Below are 18,336 nucleotides of genomic sequence, written 5' to 3' on the forward strand. Positions count from 1 at the left end.
CGGTGCCGATGAAGCAGCTGGTGCTCGAGCTCGGCCCGCCGCCGCAACCCAGCTTCGACAACTTCGTCGTCGGCCCGAACGCCGCTGCGCTGCGGGCGCTGGGCGAGGGCGCCCGCGTCGGCGTGCCGATCTACCTGTGGGGTCCGCCGGGCGTGGGCAAGAGCCACCTGCTTCAGGCTGCGCTGCGCGCGCGGGGCGGCGCGCGGTTCGATGCGCGCAGCCCGCTGCCGTGGACGGCCGACGAAGCCTGCGCGCATGTAGCGGTCGACGCCTGCGAGGCACTCGACGCCGAGCGCCAGCACGCCGCCTTCGCGCTGTTCGTGCAGCCGCTCGCGGTAATCGCCGCCGGCCGGCTGCCGCCGGTCGATCTGCCCTTGCGCGAGGACCTGCGCACCCGCCTCGGCGGCGGCCTCGTGTTCCAGCTGCAGCCGCCGGCCGAGCCCGAGGTGCGGGCCGCGCTCGCCAGCGAGGCGCTGCGCCGCGGCGTCGGCCTGCCGGAGGACGTCGTCGCCTTCCTGCTGAGCCGCTTCGAGCGCGATCTCGGCTCGCTGATGCGCTGGCTCGATGCGCTCGACGCCTATTCGCTGCGCGAGCAGCGCGCGGTCACGGTGCCGCTCGTCAAGCGCCTGCTCGCCGAAGGCGGCGCGCCGCCGGTGCGCGATCTCTTCACCGACCCGTCGCGATGAACCTCTGTCTCTTCGACCTCGACCTGACGCTGCTGCCGATCGACTCCGACCATGCCTGGGGCGACTTCGTCGTCACGCTCGGCTGGGCCCGGGCCGAAGCGCAACGCGCCGAGAACGACCGCTTCTACGCGCAGTACCAGGACGGCACGCTCGACATCGCCGCCTACGTCGAGTTCGCGACGCGCGCCTGGCGCGACCGGCCGGCCGCCGAGCAGCAGGCCGGGCGCGATCGCTTCATGCGCGAGGCGATCGCGCCGCACCTGCGCAGCGAAGCCTTCGAGCTGGTGCGCCGGCATCAGCGCGACGACGACTTCGTCGCCATCGTGACCGCGACCAACGAATGGGTCACGCGGCCGATCGCCGAGGCCTTCGGCATCGAGACGCTGATCGCGGTCGAGCTCGAACGCTCGGCGGCCGGCCAAGTCACCGGCCGCATCCGCGGCGTGCCGTCGTTCCGCGAAGGCAAGGTCGAACGTGTCGCCCAGTGGCTCGCGGGCCGCGGCCGGCGTGTGCAAGACTTCGAGCGCGTCAGCGTCTACAGCGACTCGATCAACGACCTGCCGCTGCTCGAGCTGGCGACGCACCCCGTGGCCACCAACCCTTCGCCTCCGCTCGCGGCGCTCGCCGGCGAACGCGGCTGGCCGATCCTGAACCTCTTCGCATGATCAAGCGCTTCATCAATCGCCTGCTGGGCAAGGACGACGCCGCGACGCCGGTGCAACGCACGGGCAAGCGCGTCGAGGTGCCGCAGGAAGTGCACGGCATCGATCCGGCGCTGGTGGACGACAAGGCCGTCAAGGTCGTCGAGACGCTGCAGCAGGCCGGCCACACCGCCTACATCGTCGGCGGCGCGGTACGCGACATGATGCTGGGCCTGCGGCCGAAGGACTTCGACGTCGCCACCGACGCGACGCCGGAGCAGGTCAAGGCGCTGTTCCGGCGCGCCTTCATCATCGGCCGGCGCTTCCGCATCGTCCATGTGGTCTACGGGCGCGGTCGCGAGCACGAGGTGATCGAGGTCTCGACCTTCCGCGCCAACCTCGATGCGAGCGCGGCCGAGCAGGTCGCGGGCAACGAGAAGACCTCGCGTGCCGAGCTGCAGGCCAACAAGGGCGGCCACGTCGTCGACGCGAGCGGCCGCGTGCTGCGCGACAACGTCTGGGGCCCGCAGATCGAGGACGCCGCGCGGCGCGACTTCACCGTCAACGCGCTGTACTACGACCCGACCACCCGCACGGTGGTCGACTACCACCAAGGCATCGCCGACGCGAAGAAGCGGCTGCTGCGCATGATCGGCGACCCCGCCGCGCGCTACCGCGAGGACCCGGTGCGCATCGTGCGCGCGGTGCGCTTCGCGGCGAAGCTCGGCTTCGAGATCGAGCCCAAGACGCTCAAGCCGGTGCACGAGAGCGCCGCGCTGCTCGAGGCGGTGCCGATCTCGCGCCTGTTCGACGAGATGATCAAGCTGCTGCAGACCGGGCACGCGCTGAAGTCGATCGAGCAGCTGCGCAGGCTCAACCTGCTCGCGATCTTCCCGTTGCTGGACGCGGTGCTGGCCGACGCGCAGAAGAACCCCGCGCGGGAAGCTTTCATCCAGGCGGCGCTGGCCGACACCGACCGGCGCGTCGCCGAAGGCAAGCCGGTCGCGCCGAGCTTCCTGCTCGCCTGTTTGCTGTGGCACGAGGTGCTGGCCGGCTGGCAGCGCCGCAAGGCGCAGGGCACGCCGCCGTTCCCGGCGCTGCAGGACGCCGTCGATGCGGCCTTCGATGCGCGCATCGGCGACATCTCCGGCCGCGGCAAGCTGGGCACCGACATGCGCGAGATCTGGACGATGCAGCCGCGCTTCGAGCGCCGCAGCGGCAACACGCCGGCGAGCCTCGTCGAGCAGCCGCGCTTTCGAGCCGGCTTCGATTTCCTGCGGCTGCGCGCGGACACCGGCGAGGTGCCCGCCGAATTCGCCGAGTGGTGGGAGGACTACTCGCTCGGCAGCGACGAGGAACGGCGCGCGCTCGTCGAACTGGCACGCGAGCAGGAGCACGCGCGCCGGGTGAAGGCGCCGCCGGCTGCCGGCCGCGTGACGGCGGTGCGCAAGCCGAAGGCGGTGGACGACGCGGGCGACGGGCCGGACGCGGAGACCGCCGACGGCGCGGAGGACGCCGAGGAGGTCGAAGCCGCAGGAGCCGCGGAAGCCGGCGAGGCGCCGGCGCGCAAGCGCCGCCGCCGGCGCCGCAAGCCGGCGTCGCAGCGCGACGGCGGCGAGACCGCCGCCGTCGTCACGCCCGCCTCGCCGGACGACAAGGCCTGAGCGCCGATGGCCGCGACGCAGCGTGCCTACGTCGGCCTCGGCGCGAACCTCGGCGACGCGCTCGCCGCGCTGCGCGCGGCCGTCGCCGCGCTCGACGCCTTGCCGGCGACGCGCCGCGTCGCGCTGTCGTCGCTGTACCGCAGTGCGCCGATCGATTCGAGCGGGCCGGACTACCTGAACGCCGTCGCGGCGCTCGACACGGCGCTCGCGCCGCACGAGCTGCTCGCGGCGCTGCAGGCGATCGAGCTCGAACACGGCCGCGAGCGGCCGTACCGCAACGCGCCGCGCACGCTTGACCTCGACCTGCTGCTGCACGGCGACGCGCGGCTCGGCGAGTCCGCGCTCACGCTGCCGCATCCGCGCCTGCACGAGCGCGCCTTCGTGCTGGCGCCGCTGGCGGAGATCGCGCCCGGGCTCGAGCTGCCGGCGCACGGCCGCATCGAAGCGGCGCTGGCGCGGGTGGCCGGCCAGCGCATCGAGCGCAGCGGCGAAAGCCTCGTCGCATGAGCGCAGCGATCACGTCGGTTTCGCTGCAGACCGTCGGCCTGCTGATCCTGTCGAACGTCTTCATGACCTTCGCGTGGTACGGCCACTTGAAGACGCTGCACGACCGGCCGTGGTGGATCGCGGTCGTCGCGAGCTGGGGCATCGCCTTCTTCGAGTACCTGCTGATGGTGCCGGCCAACCGCATCGGCGCGACGCAATTCAGCGTCGGCCAGCTGAAGATCGTGCAGGAGGTGATCACGCTGAGCGTCTTCGTGCCCTTCGCGGTGCTCTACCTGCGCGAGCCGCTGAAGCTTGACTACCTGTGGGCCGGGCTGTGCATCGTCGGCGCGGCCTACTTCATCTTCCGATCGGCATGACGGGCACCGCGCCCACTTCGTTCTCCGCCCCTTCGGCGCGACCGTTCGGGACCGGGATGAAGTTCGCCCACATCGCCATCGAAGGCCCGATCGGCGTCGGCAAGACGACGCTCGCGCGCGCGCTCGCCGCGCAACGCGGCGCGAAGCTGCTGCTCGAGGAGCCGGCCGACAACCCCTTCCTCGAGCGCTACTACGAGGACATGGGCCGCGCGACGCAGCGCGGCGCCGGCTGGAAGGGCAATGCGCTCGCGCTGCAGACGCAGCTGAACTTCCTGTTCCAGCGCGTCGAGCAGCTGGCGGTGCTGAAGCAGCCGGGCATCTTCGAGCAGGGGCTGATCAGCGACTTCCTGTTCGCGAAGGACGCGATCTTCGCGGCGCTCACGCTCGGCGACGAGGACCTCGCGCTGTACCGGCAGATCCACAAGCGCCATGCGCAGCGCGTGCCGGAGCCGGACCTCGTGATCTGGCTGCACGCCGAGCCCGACACGCTGCTCGCGCGCATCGCCCGCCGCGGCCTTCCGATGGAGCGGCACATCACCGAGGACTACCTGCGCGCGTTGAGCGATGCCTACCAGCGTCACTTCACCACGCACCGCGGCGCACCGGTGCTCGCCATCAACACCGAGGCCTTTCATCCGGCGGCCGATGCGCCGGACGGCCCGAGCTTCCGGCGCGTGCTCGATCGCATCGAACGCTTCAAGGGCCCCTTCGAATACTTCGATCCGCCCGACCTGCCCGGGCGCGCGAGCGACGGCCGGCTCGTGGCGCCGAAGCAGGGCGGCCTGATCGAAGGCTGAAGCCGGCGTTGCTGGCCGGCGCACCCGCGTGTCGATGACCTTCCTGCTGCTTGGCATCGCGATCCTCGCGGTGTGGGCGCCGCCGCTGCGCTTGCCCCACTTGGTGCCGGCTTGGTGGCCCTGCTTCGCCGCAGCGCTCTTGGCCGCGGTGGTCGAGGGCGTGGTGCGCTGGCCCGGCCTGCTGGCGATCGCGCTGTTGCTCGCCTGCGCGTGGGGCTCGAAGCGAGCGGACGGCGCCGCCGGGGCGCTGTTCACTGCGGCCCTCGCGGGTCTTGCGCTCGCGATGGCCCTCCACCTGGTGCCGGGTTTTCGAAACCCGGTGCATCTGGCCGGCGTGCGCGCGAGCGTTGATGGCGCGGGCTTCACCCAGTACCTCAACTTCGACAAGGGCGCCGCAGGACTGGTGCTCCTGGCTTTCCATGGGCGCCGCGGTGGCTTCCCGCCGGTGCGCACGCTGCTGATCGCGGGGGTGACCGTGGTCGTGACCCTGGGTCTCGCCGTCGCGCTCGCGCACGTGCGCGTCGACGTGAAGTGGCCGTCGTACGCGCTGTCGTTCCTGCTGATCAACCTGCTGTTCACCTGCGTGCCCGAGGAGGCGTTCTTTCGCGGCCTGGTGCAGGAGCGGCTGATGGCGATCGCAGCGCGGCGCCGTGCTTGGGCCGGCGCGTCGGTGGTCGCCTGCGCGGCGCTGTTCGGCCTGGCTCACCTGGGCGGCGGCCCCACCGCTGCGGCGATCGCAGCCGTCGCCGGCCTCGGCTACGCCGTCGCCTACGCCGCCACCCGCCGGGTCGAAGCGGCGGTCCTGGCGCACTTCGCGGTCAACGCGGTGCACTTCATCGGCTTCACCTATCCGCATCGATCCGCTTGAAGGGCCGCGCCGCGGGCCGTTCATGGCAGCGGTGTGACAATGCCAGCCGCCCGGAACCACCCCGGGTCTCGACCTCACCGGAGCGCCCATGCTGCTTGGCAAGCTCTTGCCGCGCGACGGCAATTTCTTCGAACTGTTCGACCAGCATGCGCGGTACATCGTCGAAGGCGCGCGCGCCTTCCTCGCGCTGATCGACGGCTACGACGACCCCGCCGAGCGCGAACGCCACGCCGCCGCGGTGATCGCCGCCGAGCAGCGCGCCGACAAGATCACCCACGAGGTCAACCGGCTGCTGCACAAGACCTTCATCACGCCGCTCGACCGCGAGCAGATCCATTCGCTGATCAACGCGATGGACGACGTGCTCGACCTGCTGCAGGACACCACCGAGACGATGAGCCTCTACGACGTGCGCCGCATGACCGAGGAGACGCGGCAGCTCGGCCAGCTCAGCGCACGCTGCTGCGAGCGCGTGCAGCACGCCGTCTCGCTGCTGCCCAAGCTGAAGGACGCGAGCACGGTCGACGCCGCGCTCAAGACCTGCGAGGAGATCGACCACCTCGAAAGCGACGCCGACCGCGTGATGCGCGCCGCGATGAGCCGGCTGTTCCGCGAGGAGCCCGACGTGCGCGAGCTGATCAAGCTGAAGGCCGTCTACGAGATGCTCGAGTCGATCACCGACCGCTGCGAGGACGTGGCGAACCTGATCGAGGGCATCGTCCTCGAGAACTCTTGAGCGAAATGTCGGCCCCCACGTCGCTTCGCTCCTGCCCTCCGAGGGGGCGCTCGGCCGCCTTGGGGCGGGCCGGCGGCGGCCGCCTCGCGTGAGCTCGGTCCAGCTCGGCTTCTGGGTCGTCGCGATGCTGGTCGCGCTGGCGATCGCCTTCGACTTTATGAACGGCTTCCACGACGCCGCGAACTCGATCGCCACCGTCGTCTCCACCGGCGTGCTCAAGCCGCAACAGGCGGTGGTCTTCGCGGCCTTCTTCAACTTCGTCGCGATCTTCGTCTTCCATCTCTCGGTCGCGGCGACCATCGGCAAAGGCATCGTCGAGCCCGGCGTGGTCGATCCGAACGTGGTGTTCGGCGCGCTGGTCGGCGCGATCGCCTGGAACGTCGCCACGTGGTGGTTCGGCATCCCGTCGTCGAGCTCGCACGCGCTGATCGGCGGCCTCGTCGGCGCGACGCTCGCGAAGGCCGGGCCTTCGGCGCTGATCGGCGCAGGCCTGGGCAAGACGGTGGCCTTCATCGTCGTCTCGCCGCTGCTCGGCTTCCTGCTCGGCTCGGTGATGATGGTCGTCGTCGCCCACCTGTTCCGCTCGCGCTCGCCGCTGCGGGTGGACCGCGTGTTCCGCCGCGGCCAGTTGATCTCGGCGGCGGCCTACAGCCTCGGCCACGGCGGCAACGACGCGCAGAAGACCATCGGCATCATCTGGATGCTGCTGGTCGCCACCGGCTACGCGCAGGCCGGCGACAGCACGCCGCCGTGGTGGGTGATCTGGAGCTGCTACCTCGCGATCGCCGCCGGCACGATGTTCGGCGGCTGGCGCATCGTGAAGACGATGGGCCAGAAGATCACCAAGCTCAAACCCGTCGGCGGCTTCTGCGCCGAGACCGGCGGCGCGCTCACGCTCTTCGGCGCGACCTTGCTCGGCATCCCGGTCTCGACCACCCACACGATCACCGGCGCGATCGTCGGCGTCGGCTCGACGCAGCGCATGAGCGCGGTGCGCTGGGGCGTGGCCGGCACGATCGTGTGGGCTTGGATCTTGACGATCCCCGCTTCCGCGCTGATCGCGGCGGTGTTCTACGGGCTGAGCCGGCGGGTCTTCTGAGCCGGCCCGGCGGCTACTTCGTCTCCGCCAACTTCTTCAAGTTTTCCAAGCCCGCCTTGTAGACGCCGGTGACCGCCTTCACCGCGGCCTCGTCGTTCTGATCCGGCGGCGGGTCGTTGTTCGGGAAGCCGCGGTAGAACGCGCCACGCCATTCGACGCTGGACTTGGCGCCTTCGCCGCTGACCGTGATCGTCGAGGTGTAGTTGGTCACCGGCAGGGCGCCGCCGTCCTTGGCGCGGTAGCCGTAGCTCTTGCCGGCGGCGTTGTACTTCTCCAGCGTCTCGACCAGCGCGCCGCCGCCCTTGAGCTTCAGGTTGCGCACGGAGCCCTCGGTGTTGCCCTTGTCGGCCGGGCTCGCTTCGACGGCCGGATGCCACTTCGCGAGCGCGTCGAAGTCCTTGACGATCGCCCACACCGCATCGGCCGGCGCATCGATCGCGATCTTCTCGACGACCTTCTGCCGCGTCGGGCCATGGGCCGACGCCGGCAGCGCTGCGAGCAAGGTGACGAGGGCCGAGGCCGCGAGGGCGTAGCGCCTGGGAAGCATCGTGGGTCTCCTGATCGAGGGGTGATGGATCGACGTCGCAGTCTGCCTGCGCAGGCAGACGCTTAACGGCTCCCCGCTGCCGGTGCGACCGTGCCGACGAAGGCACCGAAGCCGCGCGGGTTCGCGCCGGTCGCAACGCTCGCGAGCTTGCGGCCCGAGCCGGCGTCGAGCACGTCGAGCCGCTCGTCCATCCAGTTGACGACCAGCACCTCGTCGCCCGCGGTCGCAATCCCTTCGGGATAGCCGAAGCCGGTGAGCGTGCGCACGACCTCGAGCTTGTCGGCATCGATCACCGAGACGCTGTCGTCGCGCTGGTTGGTCACGTACAGCAGCGCGCCACCGTGCGCGAGCGTCGCGCCGTAAGGCGCCTTGCCGACCTTCACCGTGGCGACGACCTTCGGCGCGGCACGATCGCGCAGGTCGATCACGCTGACGCTGTCGCTGTAGACGTTGAGCGCGTAGAGCCGCTGGCGCTTCGCGTCGAACAGCAGCGCGAACGGATGCTCCTGCACCGCGACGCGCGCACGCACGAAGGCCTTGGCCGGGTCGCTTGCATCGACGATCGCGATGCGGTCCTCGTCGCGCTCGGCGACGAACACCTCGCGCCCGTCGGCCGAAACCGCGACGCCGGCCGGCGCGCGGCCCAGCGGCACGCGCAGCACCTCGCGGTGCGTGCGGGCATCGAAGCCGAGCAGCTGCTGGCCGAACCAGTCGGCCACGTACACGCGCTGGCCGTCGGGCGCCGCGTCGATGCCCACCGCGCCCTTGCCGGCCGAAAGGCTCGCGAGCTTGCCGCGCGTCGCGGCGTCGAGCACGGTGACCGCGTTGCTGTCGGGCGCGGTGACGAACACCTTGCCCGCGCGATCGACCGCCACCACCCCCGCCGGCGAGCGATCGACCGGCACGGTGGCCACGACGGCGCGCGCGGCGACGTCGATCACGCTGACGGTGTGGTCGCCCTGGTTGGTGATCCAGGCGAAGGGGGCGGCGACGGCGGCGGCCGCGCTCCAGGCGGCGATCAGCGTCGCGACGACGGCGCGGGAAGCACCTCGCGGAACGGAACCCATGCGCGACAAGGCCTGGCGCTCAGCGAGGCCCGCTGCCGACGAGCTCCCGCGAGTTGGCATCGGTCCGGTACCAAAGCTCCCCGCTCTTCGCCGCATTCGGCACGAAGCGCATCGGCTGCCCGGGCGCGCTTGTCTCGGCCATCGGCTGAGTCTGGGCCAATGCGTCGTCGATCAGGTGCCGGTCCGGGCTCTTGGGGCAGACCGGGTCGGTCGCTGCCGCGTCGCCGGTGACGAGGAAGGCCTGGCAGCGGCAGCCGCCGAAGTCTTTCTCGTGCTGGTCGCAGGACTTGCAGGTCTCGCTCATCCAGCCGGTGCCGCGAAAGCGGTTGAAGGCGTCGCTGTCGCGCCAGATGCTTTCGATGCTGTGCCCGGTGACCTTGGGGAAGTCGAAGCCGGGCAGCATGCGCGCGCTGTGGCAGGGCAGGGCAGTGCCGTCGGGTGCCACCACCATGAACACCGCACCCCAGCCGGCCATGCAGGGCTTGGGTTTTGCGTCGACGTAGTCGGGCGAGACCCACAGCAGCTTCATCTTCCCGGCGAGCCGTTCGCGGTGGCTGTCGACGATGGCCTCGGCGTCGTGCAGTTCGTCGGGCGTGGGCATCAGCGCCGCGCGGTTGAGCCACGCCCAGCCGTAGTACTGCGTGTTCGCGAGCTCGAGGTAGTCGGCGCCCATGCGCTCGGCCATGTCGATGATGCGGCCCACGTGCGGCAGGTTGTAGCGGTGCATCACGCAGTTCAGCACCATCGGGTAGCCGAGGCCCTTGATGATCGCGGCGACCTTGTTCTTGAGATCGAAGGTGCGGGTGGACGAGAGGAAGTCGTTCAGCTCCTTCGTCGAATCCTGGAAACTGAGCTGGATGTGGTCGAGGCCGGCGTCCTTCAGCGCGTGCGCGCGCTTCTCGGTGAGGCCGATGCCGGAGGTGATGAGGTTCGTGTAGTAGCCGAGCCCGCGCGCTTCGGCGACCAGCTCTTCGAGGTCGTCGCGCAGCAGCGGCTCGCCGCCGGAAAAGCCGAGCTGCACCGCGCCCATCTGCCGCGCTTCGCGGAAGACGCGCTTCCAGTCCTCGGTGCCGATCTCGCTCATGTGCGCGGCGTAGTCGGTCGGGTTCGAGCAGAACACGCAGTGCAGCGGGCAGCGGTAGCTGAGCTCCGCGAGGAGCCACATCGGCGCGCCGGGCGCCTTGCGCTCAGGCGATCCAGTGCTGTTCATCGGCGTGCCTCAGGAAGTCTTCGACGTCGCCCTGCAGGCCGTTCGTCGAGAACGCGCGTTCGAGGTCGGCGGTGATCTCGGCGACGCTGGTCTTGCCGTCGCAGCGCTTGAGAATCTCGCTCGCCGGCCCGTTCAGCTTGACCATGCCCTCCGGATACAGCAGCACCCACGCGTCCTGCGCCGGCTCGAACTGCAGGCGGAACATCGGCGCGAGGCGCGGCGTGGCAGTGATCGTCATGGCCGCCTGTCTTCGTGGAGGTTGTCGGGGTAGGCGCGCTCGCAGGCATCGAGCAGCGACCACAGCACGTCGAGCTTGAACTGCAGGATGTCAAGGGCGCGTTCCTGCTTCGCGCGGGTGCTGCCGTAGGCGATCGCGACTTCGAGGCCGTGTTCCACGTCGCGCTGCGCCAGCGGGATGCGGCTGCGGAAGTAGCCGAGCCCCTCGGCCTCGATCCACGGGTAATGGCTGGGCCAGCCGGCGAGGCGATCGGCATGGATCTTGGGCGCGAACATTTCGGTCAGCGAAGAGATCACCGCTTCCTGCCACGGCGAGCGGCGCGCGAAATTCACGTAGGCGTCCACGGCGAAGCGCGTGCCCGGCTGGACGTGCCGGTTGCTCCAGAGGTCGTCGCGGCTCAGGCCGCAGGCCATGCCCAGGCGCGTCCAGGTTTCGATGCCGCCGGCGTTCTTGCCTTCGTGATCACCGTGGCCGTCGTGGTCGAGCATGCGTTCGATCCAGCGGCGGCGCGTCGCGCGGTCGTCGCAGTTGCTCATCACCGCAGCGTCCTTCATCGGGATCGCCTGCTGGTAGTAGAAGCGGTTCGCGACCCAGCCACGAACCTGGAAGGGCGCGAGCGCGCCGCTGTTCAGCCGCTTGTTGAATGGATGGTGGATGTGATAGCCCGCTTCCTTCGCGCGCAAGCGCGCTTCGAATTCGGCGGGCGACCACGGCGCTTGATCGCTCACAGCGAGATCTCCATGCCGTCGTGCGCGACCTCGATGCCGCGCAGCGCCAGCTCGGCACGTTCGGGGCCGTAGTCGTCGAGGATCGGGTTGCTGTTGTTGATGTGGATCAGCAGCTTGCGGCGGGCGCGGGTCTGATCGAGCGCGTCCATCATCCCGGCGCGCGTGCCCTGCGGCGTCGAGGTCGCCGTCTGCGGCAGGTGGCCCATCGACGCGGCCGGCTTGGTGCCGAGGCCGGCGGTGATCATTTCGTCCTCGGTCCAGAAGGTGCCATCGACGAGCACGCAGTCGGCGTCGCGCATCCACTCCAGCTCGTCGGCGCCGACTTCGCCGAGCCCCGGCGCGTAGAACAGCCGCTTGCCGCTGCGGCGGTCGGTCACTTCGAGCGCGATGTTGTCGCCCACCTTCGGGTCGTGCCGGTGCGGCGAATAGGGCGGCGCCTTGCCGGGGATCGCGATCGCGCGAAAACCCAGGTGCTCGAAGCCGTCGATCGAAAACTCGGCCGCACGCTGCTCGCCCGCGACCGGCAGCATGTGCCAGCGCACGCCGCAGTAGTGCTCGAGCACCGTGAGGATCGGCAAGCCGGTGGTCAGGTCCTCGAACACGCAGGGCGTGCAGTACAGCTCCAACGGCGGGCCTTCGCGCAGGCTCAGCAGGCCGGTGGCGTGGTCGATCTGCGCGTCCATCAGCACCACCGCGCGGATGGGGGTGTCGCGCAGACCGCGGCCGGCGCGCGGATGCAGCGCGGGCTGCACGCGCAGCTGCTGGCCGATGTCGGGCGAGGCGTTGAGCAGCACCCAATCGATGCCGTCGGCCGAGACGGCGATCGAGCTTTGCGTGCGTGGGCGGATCAGCTTCGTCCCCTGCCGCGCTGCGGCGCACATCGCGCAGTGGCAGTTCCATTGCGGGCAGCCGCCACCGGCGCCCGAGCCGAGCACCAGGGCCTTCATGGCCGGACTCTTCCCGCGAGGCCAGGACGATCGAGCGGTGTCGCAAGACAGGACGAAAAGGAGCGCATCGCGGGCTTTAGGGTGGCAGGCGATCCGTGCGTGCCGAGAATCGGTCGGGCCGCAGGGGCCGCTCGCACGATCGGTCAGCTATGAGCGTCGCCCACAGCCCCGAGTGCCGCAACCCCGCATAAGCCCTGTCGAGAAATCCATGAACCTCGCCTCGACGCCATCGCCAAGCTGGCCTGCCGGAGCCTGGCTCGAGGCCGGCGACGGCCATCGCATCTGGTGGTGCGAGGGCGGTGACGCAGCGGGCTGGCCGGTGCTCATCGTGCACGGCGGCCCGGGCGGCGCAAGCCGAACCGAGACCACGCGCTGGTTCGACGGGCTGCCGGTGCGCTGGATCGTCTTCGACCAGCGCGGCTGCGGTCGCAGCACACCGCTCGGCTCGACCGTCGCCAACGATCTCGCAGCCCTTGTGGCCGACGCCGAGCGGCTGCGCGAGCAGCTCGGCATCGAGCGCTGGGCGCTGGTGGGCGGCTCTTGGGGCGCGCGGGTCGCCTTGGCCTACGCCTCGGCCCACACCGCGCACACGGCCGGCCTGTTCCTGCGCAGTCCCTTCCTTGGCAGCCCGGCCGAAGCAGCGCGCTATGTGGCGGATTGGGACGACTGGTTGGGCGATCCTGGTCGCCACTGGCTCGGGGCGGCGCGTGTGTCCGCGTTCCAAGCCCTGTTTCACGCTGGAGCAAGGCAGGACGTGCCGATCGGTGCGGACGCTGCCTTGTGCCGCGCCTGGAGCGCCTACGACGATGCCCAGGGCGTGGCCGGCGGTGTGAAGGGATCGGGCGCGCGGTTCTCGCCGGAGCGGCTGCCGACGCTCACCGGCGCACTGCTCGCGAGCTGGGAGGTGCATGCGCACTACGCAGCGACGCGGTGGCGCGGGACGCAGGCGGCCGCGCAGCCTTGGTCGATCGAAAGCGTGGCCCCACGGAGCTTGGCGGATCTCGGTCCGCTTGCGCTGGTCTGGGGCGAGGCCGATGCCACCTGCGATCCGCAAGTCGCGCGTGCCCTCGCTACGCGGTGGCCGACTGCCGTGGCTTGCCCTGCTGCGGGGGCAGGGCATCGCATGAGCGACCCGCACCTGGCCCCCGTCTTGCGCGAGCAGGCGCAGCGCTGGGCCCGGCGGCTGGCGGCGTTAGAGGCCTTGCGTCGGGGCGTCTGAACCCGCTCGGCTTTTGTCCGCCGTCAATTGGGCCAGCGCAGATCGAATTATTTGAATGCGCTTGGCTTCGTGGGAATTGCTGAAAGAGATTTTCTTGTCGGTAACGCGTTTGACGATATGTGATTTCACGCGCTGGACCAGCGTCTCCCCCCGCTTGTTCACTGCTCGCTCCGCGACGCTCGGGTCGTCCATCGCGTTGAGCACTTTCTTCACTACCCTTAGAGAGGTGGCGTGCTTGAGCAAGGAGAGAGGAGTTTCGCGCGCTTTCAGAGGTTTCGATGTGGTCGTCGAGGTCGCAGTTTGCAGCTCGGTGAAAGCTTGCTGGTGTAGCGCAGCGATCGCTGGGTCAGAAGCCATCTTCTTGACCGCCGACAAAGCAAAAATAGTACATCCGTCCCCGATCTGGGCGCGGCTGGGCAAAAATTTCAGGTGCAGACGCAAAGGCGGGGCTTTGGGGTCTAGTTTGTCTTGAAGATCGGAGGCAATTCGCTTCAGGGCTTTCGACATAAGTCGCCCGTGACGGAATTGACTTCGCATGCTTTCAACCAAAAGCACCGATACGTCGTGGGTCTGTGGAGCATATCGTACGCTGAGCGCGGTGCGATGGCCGCCGTCATCCAGTACGGCGTGCCAATTGCTCGGCTGCCGCAAGCTCTCCTCCAAACGCTGCGCTAACCGGCTTGGCTTAGAGGGTATCCACAACGGAAACGTGAGGATTTCAAGTTTCAGCGCGGGATCGGCGGCGTTCAAGCCTTCGACCAGCGTAGGCAAAAAATTCGCGTCCAGATTCGTACACGCTGAGTTGGCTTGATAGGCGGCCTCCAGTCGGCCGAGGTACCGGGTTAGCGCGGGATAATGCTGCTCGGCAAGTTCTACATCGAGCGGCACGTCGCGCCCTGTCACTCCCTTCGGCGACGGTTTCCGGGCCGGCGCGAGGTCTTCATCATCGGATAACAATATGGACGAAAAAGGCGGCGAACTTGCCGCGACCTTGGGCAGCTCGAGCGCCGCCGGCCCTTTTCGAGAGGCCGTCCGAGGGTAGTCGCTGATTCGCGGTCGAAGTGGAAAGTAGGTTTCGCTATCAGGTGACGCTTTGAATACAACGAGGCCTTCGTGATCCAGTGAAGATGCAGGTGAAAGAGTTGGTGGTCTTGACCCAGATGGAAGCAAGCCTTCGTGACCGGGAGCCGATACGGATGAACCGCTAGGTGAACGTGCTAAGGCCTCGGCCACATCGAGCGCGGGCAGTCTGTTCCGAGCGGGCGCCCCGGGGTAATTGCTGATTCGCGGCGGACGATAGAGTTCGCTATCGGAAGACGAGTTGGATGCAAAGCCGCCCTTGTTATCCGGTGACGATATGGGGGAAACGCTGGGTGAGCGTGCCGGGGAGGCCTCGGCCACATCGAGCGCGGGCGGTCTGTTCCGAGCGGGCGCCCCAGGGTAATTGCTGATTCGCGGCGGCTCTCGAAGCGGGGAATGGATTTCGCTGTCTGAGGACGAGTTGGATGCAAAGCCGCCTTCGTTGTCAGGTGACGGTATGGGGGAAACGCTGGGCGAACGTGCCGAGGCCTCGGTCACATCGACAGCGGGCGGCCTCTTCCAAACCGCGCCGGGGTACTGACTGATTCGCGGGGGCGGGCGAGGCGGAGAGTAGGTTTCGCTATCGGATGACGAGTCGGACGCAAAGCCGACTTCTTGATCGGCTGACGATACGAGCGCAAAAGTGGGTGAGCTTGCGGACGCCTCGAGCAGATCAAACGGCACGGGATGCGTTTCACGAGGCGTGGAGTGCGGTTCGACGTCGGAATGCGAGGGCGACGGCAGGCCGCTTGACAGCGTGACGCTGCGTCGGGGTGAGGCCGCTTGGGGCGATGCCGGCCTGCCTTTCGGCAAGTCGGATTGATGCTGTGGCTTGCCCCTCGTCGACGCCGAGGAGGCGGGCAGCGAGGGCGGGCCTTCCGAACGGGGTGGATGTCCGAGCGTGGGACGGATCGGCGACATGTCGGCGCAAGGATGCTGATCAAGCTCAAGCATGCTCGCCCAGCCGGGAAGCCTTTCTCCTTATCCGAAGTGCAAGTCGGCTTTGCGAATCGCTACTGCAAGCTTGCGCTCCTCGAACAGGCGCAGCTCGCGATGGATCGCCTCGCGGCGCCGATGCGCTGCCCCTACCAGCGCAGCTTGCGGTAGATCGTGTTGCGGCTGATCCCCAGCCGCTTCGACGCGACCGAGATGTTCCCGCCCGCCGCATCGACCGCGCGGCGGATGGCGTCGCGGCCGAGTTCGTCGAGCGTGCGGCCCTCGAGGCTGGGCTCAGGCGCCGCCACGGGTGCGGCCGCGGCGAGCGCGGCGTGGCGCTGGCGTGCCTCCTCAAGGAAGTCGTCGGCCAGGTGCTCGCGGGTGATGCGCGGCTCGCCATGCGCCATGACCGCCGCGGTGTGGAGGACGCTGGCGAGCTGGCGCAGGTTGCCGGGCCAGTCGTACTGCAGCAGCAGCTGCTCGACGTCGGGCGCCAGCACCGGTGCACGGCTCGGGCTTTCGTCGCCCAGCATGCGGCGCACCAGCGCCATCAGGTCGGTGCGTTCGCGCAGCGGCGGCAAGCGCACCGCAAGGCCGTTGAGCCGGTAGTACAGGTCCTCGCGGATCGCGTGGGTGTCGATCAGCTCGCGGGGGTTGCGGTCGGTCGCGCTGACCAGCGCGACGTCGATCGGCAACGACTGCTGCGCGCCCAGCGGCGTCACGCGGCGCTCCTGCAGCGCACGCAGCAGCCGCGCCTGCAGGCCGGCCGGCAGGCCGCCGACCTCGTCAAGGAAGAGCGTGCCGCCCGTGGCCTGCACCAGCTTGCCCGGCGCGCCCTTGCGCCGCGTGCCGGAGAACATGCCCTCGGCGTAGCCGAACAGCTCGGCTTCGAGCACCGCCTCGGAGGTGGACGCGCACTGCACCGCGACGAAGGGCTCGCTCGCGCGGCGCGACTCGGCATGGATCGCGCGGGCGAGCATCTCCTTGCCGCTGCCGGCTTCGCCGAGCACCAGCACCGCGATGTCGCGGTTGAGCACCCGCTTGAGCTTGGCGACAACCGCGGCGATCTGCGCGTCGCCGGTCATCAGCCGCGCGAAGCCCGGCTGGTGCGGCGTCGGCTCGTCGCCGGCCGCGGCGGCCAGCGCCGATGCGGCCGCTGCCGCCGGTGCCTCGGTCTCCGGCTCGTCGATGCCCTCGGCCGCGGGCGTCTCGGCGGCCGGCTCGGCGTCGGCCTCCAGCACGCCGCTCTTGACCCACTGTCCCTGCCAAAGCGGCCAGTTGCAGCGCACCTGCACGTAGACCGGGTTGCCGTTGGGCAGGCTCATGCGCATCGGAGCGGTGGCGAGCGCGCGGCCGCGCCCGGCGATCGCGCCCATCGGCGTGCCGAGCAGGCTGTCGACCGTGTGCATGCGCAGCGCGGCGCCGGAGAGCCCGAGCACGTCGAGCGCGCTGCGGTTCGCGCCGAGGATGCGCCCGTCGGCGTCGATCGCCAGGATGCCTTCCATCAGCGTGCCGATGAACTCGAGCCGCGCATGGAAGTGCAGGCGCAGCGCGTCGCTGAAGTCGTCGTTCAGCCAATGGTTCTCGATCATGCGCGCCGACATCTTCACCAGCCCCATCGTGTGCTGGTGGTAGCCGCGGCGGTCGCCGGTGATGTCGAGCACGCCGAGGATGTTGCCGCGCGGGTCGAGGATCGGGCTCGCCTGGCAGGTGAGGAAGTGGTTGGCGTGCATGAAGTGCTCGTCGGCATGCACGAGCATCGAGCGCTCGTTGACGAGCGCGGTGCCGATGCCGTTGGTCCCGCGCGTGCATTCGGCCCAGTTCACGCCGGGCGCCAGCGCCACCTTGCCGGCGCGCTCGGCGAACTCCTCGTCGCCGATCGAATGCAGGATGGTTCCCTGCGAATCGGTCAGCACCACCATGCTGTCGGTCTTGGCGACCTGCTCGAACAGCAGCTCCATCACCGGCGCCGCGTGGGTGAACAGGCGGCGGTTGCGCTCGCGGGTGATGGTGAAGTCGGCGCGGCCGACCGGCGAATAGTCGGGCGTGCCGATGCGCGAGAGCCCCAGCGCCGCGCAGCGCTCGTGCGATTCGTTGATCGACAGCACGTGCTCGCGGTCGAGCGGCAGCGCGCTGGCGATCGGGCGTTCGGCGGCGCGCTCGTGCACGTCGTCGCGGCGGCGGCGGCCGATGTGGACGGGAGCGGCGGGCGCGGTGGCGCCGGGCAGGCTGGAAGAAGGCGGCATCGTGGACTCCAGGGATGCGGGCGCGGCGGGCGCTCACCGATGGAGCATCACTACGCAGCCTAGGGCGGGCCGGATGCTAGGCCAAGCGCGGGGGCTTGTTCGATTTCGACGCAGCCTCGGGCGGGTTGTGACAAACCCGTAGCGCGCCGTTTCGCCGGCTGCCGTTGCTCCCGGCTGCTCCCGCGGGGCGGAGCAACTCGGGGTTAGCCAGGGATATGAACGCCCGTGCCGAGTCCGGTACACCTGAGGCTGCGCCGTGTTGCCGGCGAGAAGGAATGACTTCCATGCAGAAGACCCTGCACCTGAACCCTGAGAAATGCACCGGCTGCCTCCAGTGCGAGATGGCCTGCTCCTTCGAGAACTACGGGACCTACACGCCGAGCCTGTCGCGCATCAAGGTCTTCGACTTCCACCACACCGGCCGCAAGGTGCCCTACACCTGCACGCAGTGCGACGAGGCCTGGTGCCTGCACGCCTGCCCGGTCGAGGCGATCACGATCGACGCGCTCACCGGCGCGAAGGTGGTGAGCGAATCCACCTGCGTCGGCTGCAAGGTCTGCACGATCGCCTGCCCCTTCGGCACGGTGAACTACGTGCAGGAAACCGGCAAGGTGCAGAAGTGCGACCTCTGCGGCGGCGAGCCGGCCTGCGCCGAAGCCTGCCCCACCGGCGCGATCACCTTCATCGACGCCAACTGGACCGGCCTCGGCAAGATGGCCGCGTGGGCCGACAAGCTGGGCAACCAGCCGTCCGCGTCCTGAGCT

At 69.5% G+C, this 18,336-nt stretch carries 20 protein-coding genes; 12 read left to right on the forward strand and 8 right to left on the reverse strand.

The genetic code is table 11. The annotated features are described in order from the left end of the window. Window positions 1-8 precede the first annotated feature (8 nt). From VFR90_RS09580 to VFR90_RS09620, 9 genes are all read left to right on the forward strand, one after another. Entirely contained in the window at window positions 9-686 is a 678-nt protein-coding gene (locus VFR90_RS09580; RefSeq protein WP_326405898.1) for an HdaA/DnaA family protein, read from the forward strand. Continuing rightward, window positions 683-1,351, forward strand: coding sequence for an HAD family hydrolase (locus tag VFR90_RS09585; RefSeq protein ID WP_326405899.1), 669 nt, complete (start codon window positions 683-685; stop codon window positions 1,349-1,351). Before VFR90_RS09580 ends, VFR90_RS09585 begins: the two co-directional genes overlap by 4 nt. Beyond that, complete coding sequence (gene pcnB, locus VFR90_RS09590) at window positions 1,348-2,991, forward strand: polynucleotide adenylyltransferase PcnB (RefSeq protein ID WP_326405900.1); 1,644 nt, start codon at window positions 1,348-1,350, stop codon at window positions 2,989-2,991. The genes VFR90_RS09585 and pcnB overlap by 4 nt, the downstream gene beginning before the upstream one ends. 6 nt (window positions 2,992-2,997) lie before the next feature. Continuing rightward, the gene (gene folK / locus VFR90_RS09595) at window positions 2,998-3,498 is read left to right on the forward strand and encodes a 2-amino-4-hydroxy-6-hydroxymethyldihydropteridine diphosphokinase (RefSeq protein ID WP_326405901.1); all 501 of its coding nucleotides are present in this window, start codon (window positions 2,998-3,000) and stop codon (window positions 3,496-3,498) included. Continuing rightward, window positions 3,495-3,854 (forward strand): DMT family protein, encoded by a 360-nt coding sequence (locus VFR90_RS09600; RefSeq protein WP_326405902.1) that lies wholly within the window; start codon window positions 3,495-3,497, stop codon window positions 3,852-3,854. Before folK ends, VFR90_RS09600 begins: the two co-directional genes overlap by 4 nt. A gap of 56 nt (window positions 3,855-3,910) precedes the next feature. Beyond that, window positions 3,911-4,651, forward strand: a complete 741-nt coding sequence (locus VFR90_RS09605; protein ID WP_326405903.1) for a deoxynucleoside kinase — start codon at window positions 3,911-3,913, stop codon at window positions 4,649-4,651. A gap of 34 nt (window positions 4,652-4,685) precedes the next feature. Further along, the gene (locus tag VFR90_RS09610) at window positions 4,686-5,519 is read left to right on the forward strand and encodes a CPBP family intramembrane glutamic endopeptidase (protein WP_326405963.1); all 834 of its coding nucleotides are present in this window, start codon (window positions 4,686-4,688) and stop codon (window positions 5,517-5,519) included. Between the two features lie 88 nt (window positions 5,520-5,607). Beyond that, entirely contained in the window at window positions 5,608-6,255 is a 648-nt protein-coding gene (locus tag VFR90_RS09615) for a DUF47 domain-containing protein (RefSeq protein WP_326405904.1), read from the forward strand. Between the two features lie 88 nt (window positions 6,256-6,343). After that, window positions 6,344-7,354 (forward strand): inorganic phosphate transporter, encoded by a 1,011-nt coding sequence (locus VFR90_RS09620; protein WP_326405905.1) that lies wholly within the window; start codon window positions 6,344-6,346, stop codon window positions 7,352-7,354. A gap of 13 nt (window positions 7,355-7,367) precedes the next feature. Here the strand turns inward: VFR90_RS09620 and VFR90_RS09625 are convergent, their stop codons facing one another. The 6 genes from VFR90_RS09625 to pqqB all read right to left on the reverse strand — a co-directional run bounded on the left by VFR90_RS09625 (window position 7,368) and on the right by pqqB (window position 12,091). Beyond that, window positions 7,368-7,901 (reverse strand): SRPBCC family protein, encoded by a 534-nt coding sequence (locus VFR90_RS09625; RefSeq protein ID WP_326405906.1) that lies wholly within the window; start codon window positions 7,899-7,901, stop codon window positions 7,368-7,370. 62 nt (window positions 7,902-7,963) lie between these two features. After that, window positions 7,964-8,968, reverse strand: coding sequence for a YncE family protein (locus VFR90_RS09630; protein WP_326405907.1), 1,005 nt, complete (start codon window positions 8,966-8,968; stop codon window positions 7,964-7,966). 19 nt (window positions 8,969-8,987) lie between these two features. Next, window positions 8,988-10,178 (reverse strand): pyrroloquinoline quinone biosynthesis protein PqqE, encoded by a 1,191-nt coding sequence (gene pqqE / locus VFR90_RS09635; RefSeq protein WP_326405908.1) that lies wholly within the window; start codon window positions 10,176-10,178, stop codon window positions 8,988-8,990. Continuing rightward, window positions 10,156-10,416, reverse strand: coding sequence for a pyrroloquinoline quinone biosynthesis peptide chaperone PqqD (pqqD, locus tag VFR90_RS09640; protein WP_326405909.1), 261 nt, complete (start codon window positions 10,414-10,416; stop codon window positions 10,156-10,158). The genes pqqE and pqqD overlap by 23 nt, the downstream gene beginning before the upstream one ends. Continuing rightward, entirely contained in the window at window positions 10,413-11,144 is a 732-nt protein-coding gene (pqqC, locus tag VFR90_RS09645) for a pyrroloquinoline-quinone synthase PqqC (RefSeq protein WP_326405910.1), read from the reverse strand. The genes pqqD and pqqC overlap by 4 nt, the downstream gene beginning before the upstream one ends. Next, the gene (gene pqqB / locus VFR90_RS09650) at window positions 11,141-12,091 is read right to left on the reverse strand and encodes a pyrroloquinoline quinone biosynthesis protein PqqB (RefSeq protein WP_326405911.1); all 951 of its coding nucleotides are present in this window, start codon (window positions 12,089-12,091) and stop codon (window positions 11,141-11,143) included. The genes pqqC and pqqB overlap by 4 nt, the downstream gene beginning before the upstream one ends. Here pqqB and VFR90_RS09655 point away from each other — a divergent pair. Next, window positions 12,090-13,310 (forward strand): alpha/beta fold hydrolase, encoded by a 1,221-nt coding sequence (locus tag VFR90_RS09655; protein ID WP_326405912.1) that lies wholly within the window; start codon window positions 12,090-12,092, stop codon window positions 13,308-13,310. The two genes, pqqB and VFR90_RS09655, sit on opposite strands and share 2 nt — an antisense overlap. On the opposite strand, the gene VFR90_RS09660 is transcribed toward VFR90_RS09655, so the two are convergent. Then, on the reverse strand, window positions 13,284-14,267 hold the full coding sequence (locus VFR90_RS09660; RefSeq protein WP_326405913.1) for a YopJ family acetyltransferase: 984 nt from the start codon (window positions 14,265-14,267) through the stop codon (window positions 13,284-13,286). The genes VFR90_RS09655 and VFR90_RS09660 overlap by 27 nt on opposite strands. Before the next feature lie 1,056 nt (window positions 14,268-15,323). Between VFR90_RS09660 and VFR90_RS09665 the strand changes: the two genes are divergently transcribed. Beyond that, the gene (locus VFR90_RS09665; RefSeq protein WP_326405914.1) at window positions 15,324-15,497 is read left to right on the forward strand and encodes a hypothetical protein; all 174 of its coding nucleotides are present in this window, start codon (window positions 15,324-15,326) and stop codon (window positions 15,495-15,497) included. Here VFR90_RS09665 and VFR90_RS09670 read toward each other — a convergent pair. After that, complete coding sequence (locus VFR90_RS09670; protein ID WP_326405915.1) at window positions 15,476-17,572, reverse strand: sigma-54-dependent Fis family transcriptional regulator; 2,097 nt, start codon at window positions 17,570-17,572, stop codon at window positions 15,476-15,478. The two genes, VFR90_RS09665 and VFR90_RS09670, sit on opposite strands and share 22 nt — an antisense overlap. A gap of 284 nt (window positions 17,573-17,856) precedes the next feature. Between VFR90_RS09670 and VFR90_RS09675 the strand changes: the two genes are divergently transcribed. Continuing rightward, complete coding sequence (locus tag VFR90_RS09675; protein ID WP_326405916.1) at window positions 17,857-18,333, forward strand: 4Fe-4S dicluster domain-containing protein; 477 nt, start codon at window positions 17,857-17,859, stop codon at window positions 18,331-18,333. Window positions 18,334-18,336 lie beyond the last annotated feature (3 nt).

The sequence above is a fragment of the Methylibium sp. genome, from assembly GCF_035762065.1.
Classification (GTDB): Bacteria; Pseudomonadota; Gammaproteobacteria; order Burkholderiales; family Burkholderiaceae_C; genus Methylibium.